This window comes from Flectobacillus sp. BAB-3569, from assembly GCF_002270355.1.
Taxonomy (GTDB): domain Bacteria; phylum Bacteroidota; class Bacteroidia; order Cytophagales; family Spirosomataceae; genus Flectobacillus; species Flectobacillus roseus.
The window spans coordinates 259,512-275,797 of record NZ_NJFZ01000005.1; the positions used below are offsets into that span (position 1 = coordinate 259,512).

Sequence of the window (16,286 nt, forward strand, 5' to 3'; positions counted from 1 at the left end):
AAACTTTTTTTACCTTGACTAAATTTAAAATGCTAGGCTTTGAGATTTTCTCGAAGCCTACTTTTTTTATATACGCACTCCTTTTAAACCTTTCGTTAATAGATATGTTAATCTAATAAAGGATAACACATTTCTTATGTGTAACTTTTATTCAACAACCATACAAATCTCGATTAGGCTTTTTTGATTAAAAATATTTATGACAATACATTCAATACGGCAAATACTCACCGAAAAATATACAAAAACAACCCAATTCATCTTAGTCCTGATGTATGTTGTAGGATTAATAGGGTTGCAGGTTCCGATGTTAACGCCTATTTTTCAAGAATTATCGGCTTTTAATTTATGGGTATCTGCTGGCTTATTATTGATTTTTCATCAAGACTTTCACAAGAATTTTATCATTTTAGGTATCGTTTGTTATTTAGTTGGCTATTGGATTGAAGTAATTGGCGTACACACAGGCGTAATATTTGGCGTGTACCAATATGGTGCTGGTTTAGGAACAAAGCTGTTTAATGTACCACTGGTAATTGGTACCAATTGGTTTATTCTGGTGTATTGTAGCGGTATTTTTTGGGAAAAATTCAGAGAATATTTCAAACTTTCTTGGCATCCTATTATCCAAGGAATTTTGATAGGAACCTTGATGACGAGCTTAGATTATCTAATAGAACCCGTAGCAATAGTATTGGATTTTTGGCAATGGGAAAACAATATCATTCCTATTCGCAATTATGTCGCATGGTGGATTATTGCATCCATCTTAGGCTATTACTTTAGTGTAAGTAAGTTTGACAAGCATAACCCATTAGCTATTTTATTGCTTTTCTTACAATGCTTTTTCTTCGCAGGGCATACAATTTCATTTTTGTTGAATAATTGAATTAATTTTGTTGAAAAATAAAACCTTTTTATTGAACAAAGGCTTTACCTCATACTATTTGGATAAATATCTCAAACAAAAAGAAATTAAGGCTAGAATTCCTCTTTTTCTAGCTTAGGTGCAAGAGCAACAGGACTAACAATACCACAATCATGAGCAATTATTCTATCAAGGATCTCGAACAGTTATCGGGTATAAAAGCACATACTCTCAGAATTTGGGAGCAACGATATGATATTCTCAAACCTACACGTACAGATACTAATATTAGGACTTATGATGATGTAGATTTGAAGCTCGTATTGAATATTGCGTTGCTAAAAGAACACGGCTACAAAATTTCGGAAATCGCTCAAATGAGTGCTGAATCTATGGCGCGTGAGGTGATGGTTATTTCGGATAAGCAGATGAACTATCCCGATCAGATACATGCCTTAACGATTTCGATGTTAGACTTGGATGAAGAGCGTTTCGAAAAAATTATCAGTACTAATACCTTACAGTTTGGATTTGAAAATATGATGATCAACATCATTCATCCCTTCTTAAGCCGTATTGGTACGCTATGGATGACAGGCTCGATTGGTCCTGCACAAGAGCATTTTATCTCAAATTTGATTCGTCAGAAAATTATCGTAGCGATAGATGGACAGTTGCCGTCGTTAAAAGTTGGTGCAAAAAATATCTCTTGTTTTTACCTGAGGGAGAATTACATGAGACTAGTTTACTGTTTGCCAATTATTTGGTGCGTGCGCGACAAAATAAGGTAGTTTATTTGGGACAAAGCCTTCCTTTTGAAGAGCTCGTATTCGCCTATAACGTTCACAAACCAGATTATTTGTTTACTGTTATAACGAGTGTACCTGCGCAAGATGAAATCCAAAAGTATGTCTATAAATTAGCTCATACTTTCCCTAATACAAAAATCTTAATTACAGGTTATCAAGTAATCGGTCAAGACTTAGATTGTCCCGACAATGTTGAGATTCTGACACAAGTAAAGCATCTTATTTCTTTTGCAGAAGAGTAGGTTTTGTTTAGTCGTTGGCAATTTAGTTTGCGGTTTTAAAATCAAAAAGGCACAAAGTGACTGATCACTTTGTGCCTTTTTGATTTATACCTAAGTTAGTGGGTAAGGCTTTCAGGTATCAGCTTTCGGCAAAAACATATCTTTCGTTACTAAAAAACCATTTTACACTCTTTGCCTTGTGCCTGTTGCCTAGTGCCTAAACACATAACTTAAATTTTATTCTGCACGATTACTTACTTATCAATTATTTTTTTCGCCAATAATTCTCCACTCTATTCTGTACGTTTTCTCTAATATTTCCATAAAAGAGATTGTAATCGGCACGATGCCAAATTTTGGTATTTAATAAAAATCTACCTTTTACATAAGGCTTATTAATCCACAACATTCCTGCATGGTTTTGAGCATCTACCGCTTCAGGAATATAAGTAAATTTGAGTCCAACACCACCTTTACTCAAAGAACGAGAAGCAAATTCCTCATCGAGTTTCCACGTCAATGGATTGGTACTTACCGAAGTATTAAGCCCTTCGTTATACCATGACGGATAATAATCTCTAGCATAAGTATTCCATGATACAAAACAGCCTGTTTGGTCTCCATTTTCACACGCTTTGATTGACTCAAAAGTATTAGGCTGTGTGGCGATACCCACCAAATAAGCCACTACAAGCTGTTTCTGTAAAGGTTTTTTATCAAAAAACTCTTTTATCAATCGCTTGGCATGAACAGTACCTTGGCTATGCGAAGCTATCACGATAGGACGTCCTTCATTGTAATGTTGAAGATAATATTCAAAAGACGCTTTTACATCAGAATACGCCAAATCTAAGGATTTTACTTTATCGGTCAAATCCTTGGTAACAAACGCATGATAATGTGCCTGACGATAACGCGGCGCATATACACGACACGAGCCATTAAATACCGATGCCTGATTGAGAATGGTAGATTCGTCCACTTTTTGATTCATATCGGCATCATTTACATCGGCATTCCAATCAGATGGGCCTTGAGGTTTTTGCGTATAAATAGTAGGATGAATAAAAAAAACATCCACCTTAGCTAATGCCTGATTATCAGTGAAATCTGACTTCAAGGGTACTTGGTCGGCAGGGTCATTTTGGTCTGGTAATGCGGCCCAATATTCCTTTAAGGCATAATTGGGCTTAACAAGATTGGTGTTTTCATTATAATGGCTCTGTATTTGATAAGGAACTCTTTGACAAGAAAGAATAAGCCATGCAAAAATCAAGGGATAAAAACGCATAAGTTATCTTATTGTATGATTTTTTGAAAAATTTGTAAAAAAACCATTTTTATATTAACTAAATTCTCTAAACATTAGTTAGATTTACGAATCAAACAACTGTTTAGTTGAGAAGAGTTTAAAATCGTTTTGAAACACAAACGGTATAGTTTTCAAACAATTGTAAATCTACTATTCTTTTTGAAGTAAACAGTTTTCGTAATCTTAATTCACTAAAAAACGTATGAACAAACTATCTACTACAATAAGACTACTTACCAGTGTCTTATTTCTATTCTGTGCATTCACAAGCTTTTCGCAGACTGTTATTACAGGTAAGGTTTTTGACTCTGCTACCAAAGAAAAGCTCATCGGGGTTAGTATTGCGGTAAAAGGAAAAGTGATTGGTACAATTACAGATGCCAAAGGAAGTTTCTCTTTAAAAACAAACACGCCTGTTCCTTTCTCGATTACGGTATCAAGCGTAGGTTATGCTACTCAGGAACTTAAGGTGACCGATAAAACTTCAGATTTTTCTATTGCCTTAGAAGAACAAACTGTAATGGGACAAGAAATTGTAGTTGCGGCTTCCAGAGTAGAAGAAAGCGTAATGAAATCACCTGTTTCGGTTGAAAAAATGGACTTGAAAGCTATCCAGCAAACAGCTTCAAACAACTTTTATGATGGTTTAGCCAACTTGAAAGGTGTTGATATGGCTACACAAGGTTTGTTGTTTAAGTCTATCAATATGCGTGGATTTGGTTCGACTGGTAACCCACGTATCGTTCAGATGATTGATGGTATGGATAACTCTGCACCAGGTTTGAACTTTGCAGTAGATAACATTATCGGTATGCCAGAATTAGACGTTGAGAATGTGGAAGTATTGCCTGGTGCTGCATCAGCGCTTTACGGTCCAAACGCTATCAACGGCTTAGTTTTGATGAATAGCAAAAGCCCATTTTTATATCAAGGATTAAGCGCAAACGTAAAATCGGGTATTATGCATGCTAGCAACCGTAGCACAGCTACTACGCCATTTACAGATATGTCGGTGCGTTTTGCTAAAGCATTCAATAACAAAATTGCCTTCAAATTAAACTTCTCGTATATCCGTGCGAAAGACTGGGAAGCTACTAATTACACCAACCTCAACTTAGGTGGTAACGCAGACCCTAGTCGTGGAGCTGGTACAAAAACTGATTATGACGGTATGAACGTATATGGCGATGAAATTCAAACGAACTTAAGTTCCTTGAATGCCGCATTGCCAAATGCAAACGTTAGCCGTACAGGTTATTTGGAAAAAGACTTAGTTGATAACAATACTAAATCTTTGAAATTTAATGGTGCTGTACACTATCGTTTAACAGAAAAAGTAGAAGCTATCGCTCAATTAAACTACGGTGAAGGTACTACGCTTTATACAGGTACAGGTCGTTATTCATTGCGTGACTTCAATATTACTCAAGCGAAATTAGAATTACGTGGCGATAACTTCAGCTTCCGTGCTTACACTACTCAAGAGCGTTCGGGAGGCTCATACACTGCTGGTTTAGCGGCTGTAGGTATGCTCAACGAAATCAAATCAAATACTGCTTGGTATACCGAATATGCAGGTGCGTTCTTACAAGCTCGTCAAGCTGGTGCGGCAGAAGATGCAGCACACCTAGCGGCTCGTCAGTTTGCAGACCGCAATATGCCAGCTCCTGGTTCGGCTGCTTTTAATACTTTACTAGAAAAATACCGTAACCTTCCTATTACACAAGGTGGAGGTGCTTTTGCAGATAGAAGTAATATGTACCATGTAGAAGGTTTTTACAACTTCAAAAATGAAATCAAGTTTTTGGATTTGACTGTAGGTGCTAACTTCCGTAATTATGAATTACGTTCGGCAGGGACATTATTCTCGGATATGAAAGAGGGAAGAAACGGCTCAATTTCTATTAATGAATATGGCGGTTTTGTCCAAGCATCAAAAAGTCTATTGAATGACCACTTAAAATTGACTGGGTCGTTGAGATATGATAAAAACCAGAATTTTGAGGGACAATACACCCCTCGTTTTTCGGCGGTATTATCACCTAGCCAAGACCACAATATCCGTTTGTCATATCAAACAGGTTTCCGTATTCCTACAACTCAAAACCAATATATCGACCTAGCTACTCCAGCAGGAACATTGATTGGTGGATTACCAGAATTTGATACTCGTTACAAATTAGCAACAGGTGTAACTCGTGAGACCTTGACAGCTTTTGCTTCTGACCTTGCTAAGAATGGTGCTAATTCAAAATACCTTACAGACGCAGTGAAAGCTGCCGCGGTACAATATGCAACAGCAGCAGTAACAGCGCAATTAGCAAATATTCAACAAGCAGTAATTGCCGCAGTACAAGCACAAGTAACAGCTCAAGTAACAGCAGCAGTACAGGCACAGGTAGCAGCAGGGCAACTTCCAGCTGCCAATGCACAAGCGGCGATCCAGGTGGGTGTAACGCAACAAATGGCGTCTGCTCCAGTACAAACATTGATTCAGACAAACGTACAAAATACTGTAAGACAAAAAGTAACAGAAGTGGCTACTCAAGTTACTCCAGCGTACGCATTGGCTGCATTGCCTAAATACAAAGCAAAACCTTTGACTACTGAAAAAATTCAGTCTTACGAAATTGGTTACAAAGGCTTAATTGCAAAACGTTTGTTTGTTGATGCTTCTTATTACTACAGTGTTTACAAAAACTTTATCGGTGGTGCAACTATCGTAGTACCTACAGCAGCGGCTGGTCCTGGCTTACCAATCGAATCTGGTTTGGGTAGTGGTAGCACTCGTGCTGGTTACTCAAGAGTAGCCAACTCTGATGAAGACATTGCTATTTCAGGATGGTCTGCAGGCTTAAACTACTCATTAGATAAAGGTTACTCTGTAGGTGCGAATATCTCACATAACCAAATGAATAACTTCGTAGCTTCAACAGAAGTACCTTATGCTGGTTTCAACACACCATCATATAGTGTGAAGTTCAATTTTGGCAAACGTATTACTAGTGGTAGCAAATGGGGATATAATGTTTCATTCCGTCACCAAAATTCATTTGTTTGGGAGTCGAGCTTCCCGTTACCTACAACAACTGATGTACCTATTTTCACAAATACAATTGTTCCTGCTATCAATAACTTGGATGCTCAATTCAGCTATAAAGTAGCGCCAATCAAGTCGATTATCAAAGTAGGTGCAACTAACCTATTTGGTAATCCATATTTCCAAGCGTATGGTAGTGCTTCAGTAGGTTCAACTTACTACATTGGCATTACTTTCGATGAATTATTGAACAAATAATATTTTGGTGAATATATAAAAAAAGGGAGGCGCTCATTTGCCTCCCTTTTTTATACTTAAATCTCAAGACTTTCGTTATCTAACAACTACTAATTGAGCAATATCTATTTACTTTGCTTTTAACTTTGTCCGTTATCACTCAGTCATTTTCTTATATAACAACGCCAAGCACTTATGAAAAAGGTAATTTTATTGGGTTTTGCTATATGTTGCTTACAACTAGAATCGGAAGCTAATACGGTAGAATATAAGTCTGCCGAAACACATATCTCGGCATCAACAACCAAAAGCACATATAAAAGAAGACGTAAAAAAGGATTTTTATGGGGTTTGTTCCGTAAAAAAGACTGTGGCTGTCCTAAACATTAGGCTTAGGGCAATCAGCTATGGGCATTTGACAAAAGTTTCTATGATTTTCTTGAGAAACATGCTTAAAGCATAGGGGAGATTGCCTAAAGCTTACATTAATAGTATATCTGCGATTCACTTTGGGTGTAACCTTTTAATTGTGAATACCTTCAAATAACTGATATACAAGTAACTAATAACAATATTACCTCTAGTAAATAGTTATACCTATTACGCTTAGCCATTCAAAACAGGATTTAACTCAGATGCTACCAAGCTACCAACTGGTAAACCCTTTATCCATCGTTGGCGGTCTGCTTCTTGATGAGAGTTTTTAGGCTCAGCAACTTTTGCCCCATCGGCTACAAAAATAATCGTCATTACTTCTCTCATCTTTGAAGAGTTATTCCCTGGAGCATGATGTAAGGTCCAGCCAGCATGAAAAGTTGCATCTCCTGCTTTCATGGAGGAGGCTCTTACAATAGGATACCCTTTTTCTTCAACAATATTCTTTAGCACATCATCCGACTTATCAGAAATGGCTAGGTTTCCTAAAAAGCCTAATTCATGTGAGCCTGAAGCAAAAGTAAGCATACCCATTTCTTCCGAAATATCTATCAAAGGCATCCACATTGTAATCGTATTGCTGGTATCGATAGGCCAATAATACTGGTCTTGATGCCATGGGGTATGACCACCGCCAGCTTCTTTGAAAAGCGCTTGATCATGATACAAACGTACTTTTTCGACCCCCATTAAATCGGCAGCGATTTGTGCAAATCGTTTTGCAAAGGTAAATTTCTTGATGTCGTCGTCTACCTCCCAAAGATTCATTACTTGCAGAAAAGCTTTTCCATAAGTGTCGCGCTCTGACATGTCACGAAACTCCGTATTGAATCGCTCTACACCATGATGAATCAAGTGTCTGTAAATTTCTATCTCTTCGGTGTTGACGATGTTATGCAACAAAATATGTCCATTTTGCTGATAATCTGACTGTTGTTGAGCATTAATCTGATACATAGAAGATAAGTCGGGAAAGGTTAAACCAGCCATACATTTCATACTAAAATAATAACAAGCTTTAGTTATATTATCGTAATCTTAATTTTAGATGAAGGCAAAATAACATGAATTTTTTCGGGCAGATTTTGTCGTTTTTTACCAATATTTGTGCATTTTTACCTATTTCCTATCAATATCCTTATATTGAGTATAATTTTTATCAAAATGAAAGCCTCCTTAGAGCAATTAGATAATGGTTTGAATCAATCCTTGGGGTTCAGACATTTTAGTTTGCCATATTTTGACGCTCCTTACCATTTTCACCCTGAATATGAGCTGACTCTCATTGTCAAGAGTGAAGGCAAAAGATATATCGGTAATCATGTGGCAGATTTTAGTGCTGGAGATTTGGTTTTGATGGGACCCAACTTGCCTCATTGCTGGAAAAATGAAACGATTGGCTTAGAGGATTCGTCGCAGGCTATAGTGGTACAATTTAAAGCAGATTTTTTGGGAGAAAAGTTTTTTACAATCCCCGAAATGCAAGCAGTTAGTCATTTATTGGAAAAGTCGGCTTCAGGTTTGGTTATCACAGGAAAGACGAGAAACAGAATTGCTAAAGAATTAATTTTCCTACTCAATGTCCCTCCTGTTCAGAAAGTTTTAGGCTTGTTAGATTTGTTAAATACCATAGCACAAGCGCCACAAGACCATCAGATTTTAGAAAGTCAAAATCAAGCATATCAATTAGCAAAAGTCGATTTAGAACGAATTAACAAGGTTTATGCCTATGTGATTGAAAACTATACGCAGGAAGTTCACTTAGAAACAGCCGCGTATTTAGCCAATATGACCGAAACGGCTTTTTGTAGATATTTCAAAAAAGTTACGAAGAAAACCTTTCTCGATGTAGTTACTGAATATCGTATCAAACATGCTTGTAATTTGTTGATTGGCACCGACAAACAAGTAGCTGAAGTATGTTTTGAAAGTGGCTTTGGCAATGTATCGCATTTCAACAAACAGTTCAAAACCTTTACAGGACAAAGTCCCCTTGGTTATCGAAAGCTTTTTCAGACAATGTAATTATTCGTCGCCATAAGCCATCAAAAAAGTATGGTCATTTAAAACTTGTGTCAAAAAGGCATTATCATCAAGATTTGACTCTATTTGCATAATCTCCTTTAGCTTTTGAGCTGTTTGACTCAGTAAGCGCTCATCTTGGGTTTCTTCTACTCGTTGAATTACTTGACGAATAATTTCAATATCGGCATCAGACAATAAACTTACTTCTGGAATCATGACTTCGTAGGCTTCATCAAGTACTGGCTGGCGAAGCGCATCGAGCGACACCTTAGGTTCTATGCGCACAACAGTTGTACCTGCTACCATATCACCCAAACGCTGTCCTTTACCACCTGCCGCAATCGCTACCACACCAACCCATTGACCAAAAATACTAAAATCAATAATTCTAAAAATCCAACGTAAGATATAGGCACCAATGGTAGGAGCACTACCATCTAGTTTAATCACTTTGATATTACGAGCTCTTTTCCCAATGCTTTGACCATTGAGCCAGATTTCGCAGATTAAATCATAAAAAAAGAGGGGTAAAATACCAAACCCAAAGAAAAGAATCGTTCTGATTCTGTTGTTGAATAGACTGTCATCCAGCCATGTAGCAATTAAAGAAAAAACAAGAATCCATGCGAAATAAACTACCAAATCAATCAAATATGCGATAATTCTATCTCCGATACTAGCTGGTGTAAAAGCTACTTCGACATTTTGAGCTGTCCGTATTTTTATTTTACTCATTATCTATCACAGTGGTAAAGTTATTTTGATATATTGCTTAAAATTAAACTACCTTAAGCAAAAATGCACCATGAGAGAGGCATTATTTAAGAAACAAAATCTTGATAAATGGCAATCTTTTGAAGAAGATGTACAAAGTATTCATTCAGATACACTAGCCGAAAGATTTATAGAATTAACCGACGATTTGGCCTACGCACAGACGTTTTACCCTAGTTCAACGACTACTCGTTATTTGAATGAACTGACGGCTCAATTTTACCGAAAAATTTACGCCAATAAGAAAGAATCCTCCAATCGTTTTGTTGAGTTTTGGAAGTTTGAAGTGCCTTATCTCTTGTTTCGTTTTCGAAAAGAGCTTTGGGTAGCCTTCTGTATTACGTTTATTTCGGCAATCATAGGGGCTATCTCTGTGGCACACGACGATACTTTTGCCCGACTGATTTTAGGCGACGACTATATTGACATGACGCTAGAAAACATACGAAAAGGAGATCCTTTGGCTGTGTACGGAGGTACCGATCCGCTAATGATGTTTTTGCAGATTACCTCTAATAATATCAAAGTTTCTTTTGTGTGTTTTGTAATGGGCTGTTTGTTCTCAGCAGGCACGGCGTATATGCTCATCATGAATGGAATTATGCTAGGGGTATTTCAATATTTTTGTTATCAGCAAGGTTTTCTTAAAGTATCTCTTTTGACAATTTGGCTACATGGCGTTTTAGAAATCTCATCGATTATTGTGGCAGGATGTGCGGGATTAGTGATGGGAAATAGCCTTTTATTTCCTCGAACCTATTCACGTATGGAATCTTTCAAGATTGGCGCAAAAAATGGCATTAAAATCGTTATTGCTTTAGTACCTTTGTTTATTATGGCTGGCTTCATCGAAAGTTTCATTACACGACAGCATCTAAATACCTTTTATAGTTTGCTCATAATTGTACCGTCTTTCCTATTTATTGTGTGGTATTTTATCGTATATCCTCAAAAAGTATTTCAAAAAAGTCAATTATGTTAAAATACGATACCAAGAGGAATGAATTTTGAACGTAAAAAATTGAAAATTCTCCCCTGACCATTTTACATGATATTTACGAAAAGACCATTGAGCAAAAGCTTATTCTATTTCAGAAAACCTTATTTTTAGCTTATATCCCCGATTACTACCAATACAACTATTATGGAAAAACAGTACCTGCCTCTTGAAAGAGAGCGTGATTTTAGTCAAAAAATTAACGATACTTTCTCTTTTGTTCGTCTCAATTTCAAAGATTTATTTCTTGCTTTATTGTTTATTGTTGGTCCTGTTTTGCTTATTGCAGGCATTGCTGGAGGATTCCATCAAATCAATGTATTGAATAGCAATTACGCTGACACGCCCATCGATGCTAACGCTGGTGTCGAAGAAATATTAAGACGATTTAGTAGAAATGGTATCGATATCATCGGACCAGCTTATTTTATATTACTGTTTGCCACAGTGATTTCTATGGTTCTCTTGGTGGTAACAGTTTATAGTTATATGCAATGTTATTTGGAGGATTCAGTATCACGAATTACGGTAGAAAGAGTAACTGAAAAAGTGAAAATACATTTCCTTCCTGTTTTTAGAGGTTTTTTCTTGGTGTTGCTTGTCTTTTTTGGCATCATCATTTTAGCATCACTTGCTACTGGAGCCTTGGGTATAGCAGTGGGTGGTGTAGCAGGACCCATGATTATAGGAATTTTTGGTTTGGTGATTTTTGCAGTCATGATCTATTTTATGATTATGTTTTTGCTTAGTCCTGCTATTATTGTTTTTGAAGATGCAAGTCCAGGTTTTTCGCTTCGTAGAGCCAAATATCTTATCGAAGGTAAATGGTGGTCTACTTTCGGACTCGTCGTGGTGGTATCAATCATTGTTTATTTTATTGGACTTGTATTCAGTCTTCCCGCTGCTATCTTATCAGTTTTAAAAGTACTAGGTATCCAATCTGGCATTACCAGCGACTGGGTGGTAGTGATATCAACGGTGATTTCGATGGTGGGCTCATCTATTTTATCAGCCATTACCTATATTGCTTTAGGATTCCAGTATTTTAATCTTGTCGAGAAAAAAGACGGTAACAGTCTATTCAAGCAAATCAATAATTTGGGAAACCATTAGTACATATAAGTAATCGTGCAGAATAAGGTTTTTAGGTACTAGGCAACAGGCACAAGGCAAAGAGTGCTAAAATGTTTTTCCCAAAGCCGATAGCTGAAAGTCGAAAGCCCAAACGTTGAATTTTATTTTGCCTACGAACTTAAGCATATGCATAGCTGAACCGCCAATGTGAAGCTCCGTGCTCCCAAATTCACAATGATTTGAAACTTGTCCATTATTTTTCTAACTCAAAAATGAGTGTTAAAAAGAGACATATTCCTATTACTTTAAAATACGTCATACTCTGTTTTTGGGTGACTCTAATGCCTGTTTGCCGTCTTCAAGGGCAAATAAGTCGTGTTGACTCGCTCACACAACTGAGTCCGCTCAAGCAACCAGACAAAACGTTAACGAGTCTTCGAAAAGAAAAAAAGTATCAGTATCAAGCCATTCCTATCGAACAGATGTCATTGAGCAGTAGGCTTTGGCTAATGTTTTTACGTTGGTTATCGCAGTTTTTTGAGAAAAGTACTACAGGTAAATCTTTGAAGATAGGTATGTATATTTTTCTGGCAATTGTGATAATCTTTGTCATTATGAAGCTAATTGGTATTGAATTTGCAAATATCTTCGGACGCAAAGACCAATCGATTTCTATTGATTATCAAGTACTAGAACAAGATATTCATGCGTTAGATTTTGAAAAAGCAATCGAGGGCGCTTTGTCTACGCAACAGTTTAGGTTGGCGACTCGCTTGTACTATTTACAAGTATTAAAATCTTTGAGTAATCAAGACCTAATCGAATGGCGATTAAATAAAACTAATCGGAGTTATATTTACGAGTTACAATCGACGGAGTTACGTCAAGAATTCGAATCTCTTACAACCCTATTTGAATATATCTGGTACGGAGATTTTTTGATCAGTGCAATCGAATTTGAATCTATACAAAATCAATTTTCCAACTTTAATCGCAGTATAACACGAAGTAGGCGCTAGCCTTAAAACGCGTGATAATAACATGAAAAAGATAAGCTTAATTATTTTGTTGGGAGTTTCAACAGCCCTAACATTCAGCTCTTTTAAAACCACTATTGTAAAAACAAGCCAACATAGACGCATCGAGGAAGTTGAATATGATACCATCAATTTTGAATCAACCATCGTTTCAGGTGTAAAATTGGGAGGACCTTATGGCGCTTTATTAGAAAAATTAGGCTCACCAGATTCTGTTAGAAAAGAAGAAACTCCTGATGCTCAAAATAGTGACCATTTTGAAATCTATCTTTATGGAAAAGATTCATTTTATGTAATGGACGAAATAGTAAGCGGTTTTGAGTTGAAATCAACAAAATTCCAACTCGACAATCTTGGAGGATTGAAAGTAGGAGATCCTATTGCAAAGGTGAAAAAGATGTTTCCTAAATCTTATAAATTCCGTGATATCGACGAATTTAATCCTTCTTGGATTACGATTAGCGTACAGTTCGGTAGCTCGGATTCTTTCCTAGAAATTTACTGCGAAAACTCAAAGATCAAAAGTATCACAACGGTGACTGATGACGAGGAGGAAGAAGAATAAAATAAAAAAGCATTTGAGTTAGCTCAAATGCTTTTTTATTTGACATAGATTCATAGATTTGTGGAAAAAGTGTGGAAGGAATATCAGACTATCTTTTATTAACACAAAACCACATCGCACCGCTGAATGACGCAGAAAACTAAATATCTTATTGTATTGGGTATTACACTATTGGGGTTTATATTAATTGAAATATATAAGCCCAAGCCAGTCATTTGGACACCTACCTATTCCAATCAAGACGATATTCCATTTGGAGGCGAAGTTTTATATAAAATTCTTCCTGAGCTTTTTCCTTCTCAGCAAATTCACGACGAAAAATTTCCTGTTTTAGCCCGACACACAGAGCAAAGTGTTGATTTACAACACACTTCTTATATTAACATTTGTAATACTTTTACGCTAGATTCTATTTCATTGATAAAGCTGTTAAGGTTTGTGTCAATGGGAAATACGGCCTTTATTTCGGCCGAGGACTTTGGCTCACTTGGCGATACATTACGTCTTTCTACCGATTATATTAGTTTTTTGAAGAAGGGTACAGCCACGTCGCTTAATTTTACCCATCCAGAACTCCGCCAGAAAAAGCCCTTTGTTTTTAGAATGGAAGATGCAGAAGCTTTTTTTGTTGATACGACCAAATCAACAATACCGTGGACAGTTCTGGCTTATAATCATCTCAAAAAGCCTATTTTTATCAAGGTAAAATGGGGGAATGGTACCTTATTGCTCAATTCCACGCCTAGTGCTTTCAGTAACTATTATCTCATCAAACCTCAGAATTGCTATTTTGCCATAAACGCTTTGCGCTATCTTCCACAGCAAACCATTTATTGGGACGAATATTATCAGGCACCTTCTATTGGTTCTCGTTTTAGGGTAATGAACAAGTCTATCCGTAAAGCTAGTGAGGCCTCTTATGATGAATCACCATTTAGGTTTATTATTAGTCAACCAGCCCTGCGATGGGCCTATTATCTAACGCTTTTGGGTCTTGTCCTTTTTATGGTTTTTGAGGCAAAACGCCGTCAACGCATTATTCCTATTATTGACATTCCTCAAAATACCTCAGTCATATTTGTGAAGACTATAGGACAGTTATATTTTAACAAAAAGGAACATTTGACTATTGCACAAAAGAAAGTAACTCATTTGTTACACTTTATCAGAGATAATTTTTATCTCAATACCTATCAAATCGATGAAGACTTTTTGACAGAATTGAGTAATAAATCTGGGTTAGAATTAGGCAAACTACAAGCTCTTTTTCATACGATTCAGCATTTGAATACGGTGAATAGCATTTCTGAAAAAGAACTTATTGAACTCAATAAAGCCATTGAAGAGTTTTATCAAATGGTCAAATCATAAAAGATAGGCTTTAGGCGGTCAGCTTTGAGCAATCGGCTTTTGGCTGTATTTCTGTGGTTTACAAAGAACGGATAATTCAGCCTATAACATATCGTTTAAAGCTGATGATTAATATGTCTGTTTATTAGGATTTTTTCAGCGATAAGTCTTTTCAAAATCTCCTACAGAGCTTTTGAAACTGACTAATACATTACTCAGGTGATAGTGAAACCACTTTGTGCCTTCGTGCCTCTGCCACTTATGCCTATTAATACATTACTTAGGTGATGGTGAAACTTTACTTGTAACTTATACTTATTGATACCATTTCACGCTCTTTTACCAAAATTATGAATTTTGAATCACGCATAGATTTAAGCGAATTGCATCAGGCGGTTACAGAAATACGCGAACAAATAGGCAAAATTGTTGTTGGTCAGCCACAAACGGTTGATTTATTGCTGACAGCACTTTTAGCCGATGGACATATCCTATTAGAAGGCGTACCTGGCGTTGCCAAAACCTTGATGGCAAAACTTTTGTCACGCACGATTTCGGTAGACTTTAGCCGAATTCAATTTACGCCCGATATGATGCCTTCGGATGTAATAGGCACAGCCGTTTTTAATCCCAAAGTCAGTGATTTTGAGTTTAGAAAAGGGCCTATTTTTTCCAATATTGTACTAATCGATGAAATCAATCGCTCGCCTGCTAAAACGCAATCGGCTTTGTTTGAGGTGATGGAAGAGCGTCAGATTACCAATGCAGGCACGACCTATCAGATGTCATTTCCGTTTTTAGTAATTGCTACCCAAAATCCTATCGAACAAGAAGGGACATATCGCCTTCCAGAAGCACAACTTGACCGTTTTATGTTCAAAATTTTGGTAGGCTACCCCAATCTCAGCGAAGAAATTGACATTCTGAAAGGTCATCAAAGTCGTGCTAAAGAGGACGCAGGTAAGGTAGAAGACCGTATTTCGCCTGTTGTGTCTTCTGAACAATTGTATAGCTTGAGAGCCAAAGTAAAACAGGTTATAGTAGAAGAAAACATTTTAGAATACATTGCCAAGTTGATTCACGAAACCCGTCGTTCAAAATTCCTCTATTTAGGCGCCTCTCCACGTGCTTCGGTAGCCATGTTGCAAGCATCTAAAGCTTTTGCGGCCATTCGTGGAAGAGATTTTGTTACGCCAGAAGATATCCAAGAATTATTGCCTGCCATTCTTCGCCATCGTGTGGCACTTACGCCCGAAAAAGAAATGGAAGGAGCTAACGTAGAAGATGTTCTTAAAGGAATTGTACAAAAAATAGAAGTACCACGATAATTCAAACTTTTCTAGCTTCCGAATCGATTGTATCACTTTTCATCATACCTTTGCAGTCACAATCACAAAAAAGGGGTGCCTCATAACAACGGGCTGAGATTATACCCATTGAACCTGATACAGGTAATGCTGTCGAAGGGATTTTGATGATAGATCGTGGTACAATCTTTCTATCATTCAATCAATCAATTTTTTACGGGTTATTATTATTGTT

Annotated in this window: 13 protein-coding genes, 1 pseudogene and 1 riboswitch; of the genes and pseudogenes, 11 read left to right on the forward strand and 3 right to left on the reverse strand. The window is 36.9% G+C overall.

Annotation, left to right across the window (positions count from 1 at the left end; all coding sequences use genetic code 11):
• The first annotated feature begins 199 nt into the window (after positions 1-199).
• Positions 200-889, forward strand: coding sequence for a carotenoid biosynthesis protein (locus tag BWI92_RS04855; RefSeq protein ID WP_095160996.1), 690 nt, complete (start codon positions 200-202; stop codon positions 887-889).
• 152 nt (positions 890-1,041) lie between these two features.
• Positions 1,042-1,919: pseudogene (locus BWI92_RS04860) on the forward strand (MerR family transcriptional regulator).
• 244 nt (positions 1,920-2,163) lie between these two features.
• On the opposite strand, the gene BWI92_RS04865 reads toward BWI92_RS04860, so the two are convergent.
• Positions 2,164-3,189 (reverse strand): DUF3089 domain-containing protein, encoded by a 1,026-nt coding sequence (locus tag BWI92_RS04865; RefSeq protein WP_095160997.1) that lies wholly within the window; start codon positions 3,187-3,189, stop codon positions 2,164-2,166.
• Positions 3,190-3,412: 223 nt separating this feature from the next.
• Between BWI92_RS04865 and BWI92_RS04870 the strand changes: the two genes are divergently transcribed.
• Both BWI92_RS04870 and BWI92_RS04875 read left to right on the forward strand, forming a co-directional pair.
• Positions 3,413-6,508, forward strand: a complete 3,096-nt coding sequence (locus BWI92_RS04870) for a TonB-dependent receptor (RefSeq protein WP_095160998.1) — start codon at positions 3,413-3,415, stop codon at positions 6,506-6,508.
• Between the two features lie 174 nt (positions 6,509-6,682).
• Entirely contained in the window at positions 6,683-6,877 is a 195-nt protein-coding gene (locus tag BWI92_RS04875; protein ID WP_095160999.1) for a hypothetical protein, read from the forward strand.
• A 216-nt stretch (positions 6,878-7,093) separates the two neighbouring features.
• Here BWI92_RS04875 and BWI92_RS04880 read toward each other — a convergent pair whose 3' ends face one another.
• Complete coding sequence (locus tag BWI92_RS04880) at positions 7,094-7,912, reverse strand: phytanoyl-CoA dioxygenase family protein (protein ID WP_095161000.1); 819 nt, start codon at positions 7,910-7,912, stop codon at positions 7,094-7,096.
• Positions 7,913-8,086: 174 nt separating this feature from the next.
• Here BWI92_RS04880 and BWI92_RS04885 point away from each other — a divergent pair, with 174 nt between their 5' ends.
• On the forward strand, positions 8,087-8,947 hold the full coding sequence (locus BWI92_RS04885) for an AraC family transcriptional regulator (protein WP_095161001.1): 861 nt from the start codon (positions 8,087-8,089) through the stop codon (positions 8,945-8,947).
• Here the strand turns inward: BWI92_RS04885 and BWI92_RS04890 are convergent, their stop codons facing one another.
• Complete coding sequence (locus BWI92_RS04890) at positions 8,948-9,682, reverse strand: RDD family protein (protein ID WP_095161002.1); 735 nt, start codon at positions 9,680-9,682, stop codon at positions 8,948-8,950.
• A gap of 70 nt (positions 9,683-9,752) precedes the next feature.
• On the opposite strand from BWI92_RS04890, the gene BWI92_RS04895 reads away from it, so the two are divergent.
• The 6 genes from BWI92_RS04895 to BWI92_RS04920 all read left to right on the forward strand — a co-directional run bounded on the left by BWI92_RS04895 (position 9,753) and on the right by BWI92_RS04920 (position 16,072).
• Positions 9,753-10,703: a stage II sporulation protein M gene (locus BWI92_RS04895; RefSeq protein WP_095161003.1), complete on the forward strand. Its 951-nt coding sequence runs from the start codon at positions 9,753-9,755 to the stop codon at positions 10,701-10,703.
• A 162-nt stretch (positions 10,704-10,865) separates the two neighbouring features.
• Positions 10,866-11,831 carry a hypothetical protein gene (locus BWI92_RS04900; RefSeq protein ID WP_095161004.1) on the forward strand — a complete coding sequence of 322 codons (966 nt, stop codon included), beginning with the start codon at positions 10,866-10,868 and terminating at the stop codon, positions 11,829-11,831.
• Positions 11,832-12,064: 233 nt separating this feature from the next.
• On the forward strand, positions 12,065-12,811 hold the full coding sequence (locus tag BWI92_RS04905; protein WP_095161005.1) for a DUF4129 domain-containing protein: 747 nt from the start codon (positions 12,065-12,067) through the stop codon (positions 12,809-12,811).
• A 22-nt stretch (positions 12,812-12,833) separates the two neighbouring features.
• Positions 12,834-13,394 (forward strand): hypothetical protein, encoded by a 561-nt coding sequence (locus BWI92_RS04910; protein WP_095161006.1) that lies wholly within the window; start codon positions 12,834-12,836, stop codon positions 13,392-13,394.
• Positions 13,395-13,520: 126 nt separating this feature from the next.
• Entirely contained in the window at positions 13,521-14,765 is a 1,245-nt protein-coding gene (locus BWI92_RS04915; protein ID WP_095161007.1) for a DUF4350 domain-containing protein, read from the forward strand.
• 329 nt (positions 14,766-15,094) lie between these two features.
• A complete protein-coding gene (locus BWI92_RS04920; RefSeq protein WP_095161008.1) occupies positions 15,095-16,072 on the forward strand; it encodes a MoxR family ATPase in 978 nt (325 codons plus the stop codon).
• Positions 16,073-16,133: 61 nt separating this feature from the next.
• A riboswitch (TPP riboswitch) is annotated at positions 16,134-16,230 on the forward strand.
• Positions 16,231-16,286: the final 56 nt, after the last annotated feature.

Bases quoted from the DNA above. Each gene is read 5' to 3' on its own strand.
- BWI92_RS04855 (WP_095160996.1), top strand. From the start codon at position 200: ATGACAATACATTCAATACGGCAAATACTCACCGAAAAATATACAAAA.
- BWI92_RS04865 (WP_095160997.1), bottom strand. From the start codon at position 3,189: ATGCGTTTTTATCCCTTGATTTTTGCATGGCTTATTCTTTCTTGTCAA.
- BWI92_RS04870 (WP_095160998.1), top strand. From the start codon at position 3,413: ATGAACAAACTATCTACTACAATAAGACTACTTACCAGTGTCTTATTT.
- BWI92_RS04875 (WP_095160999.1), top strand. From the start codon at position 6,683: ATGAAAAAGGTAATTTTATTGGGTTTTGCTATATGTTGCTTACAACTA.
- BWI92_RS04880 (WP_095161000.1), bottom strand. From the start codon at position 7,912: ATGGCTGGTTTAACCTTTCCCGACTTATCTTCTATGTATCAGATTAAT.
- BWI92_RS04885 (WP_095161001.1), top strand. From the start codon at position 8,087: ATGAAAGCCTCCTTAGAGCAATTAGATAATGGTTTGAATCAATCCTTG.
- BWI92_RS04890 (WP_095161002.1), bottom strand. From the start codon at position 9,682: ATGAGTAAAATAAAAATACGGACAGCTCAAAATGTCGAAGTAGCTTTT.
- BWI92_RS04895 (WP_095161003.1), top strand. From the start codon at position 9,753: ATGAGAGAGGCATTATTTAAGAAACAAAATCTTGATAAATGGCAATCT.
- BWI92_RS04900 (WP_095161004.1), top strand. From the start codon at position 10,866: ATGGAAAAACAGTACCTGCCTCTTGAAAGAGAGCGTGATTTTAGTCAA.
- BWI92_RS04905 (WP_095161005.1), top strand. From the start codon at position 12,065: ATGAGTGTTAAAAAGAGACATATTCCTATTACTTTAAAATACGTCATA.
- BWI92_RS04910 (WP_095161006.1), top strand. From the start codon at position 12,834: ATGAAAAAGATAAGCTTAATTATTTTGTTGGGAGTTTCAACAGCCCTA.
- BWI92_RS04915 (WP_095161007.1), top strand. From the start codon at position 13,521: ATGACGCAGAAAACTAAATATCTTATTGTATTGGGTATTACACTATTG.
- BWI92_RS04920 (WP_095161008.1), top strand. From the start codon at position 15,095: ATGAATTTTGAATCACGCATAGATTTAAGCGAATTGCATCAGGCGGTT.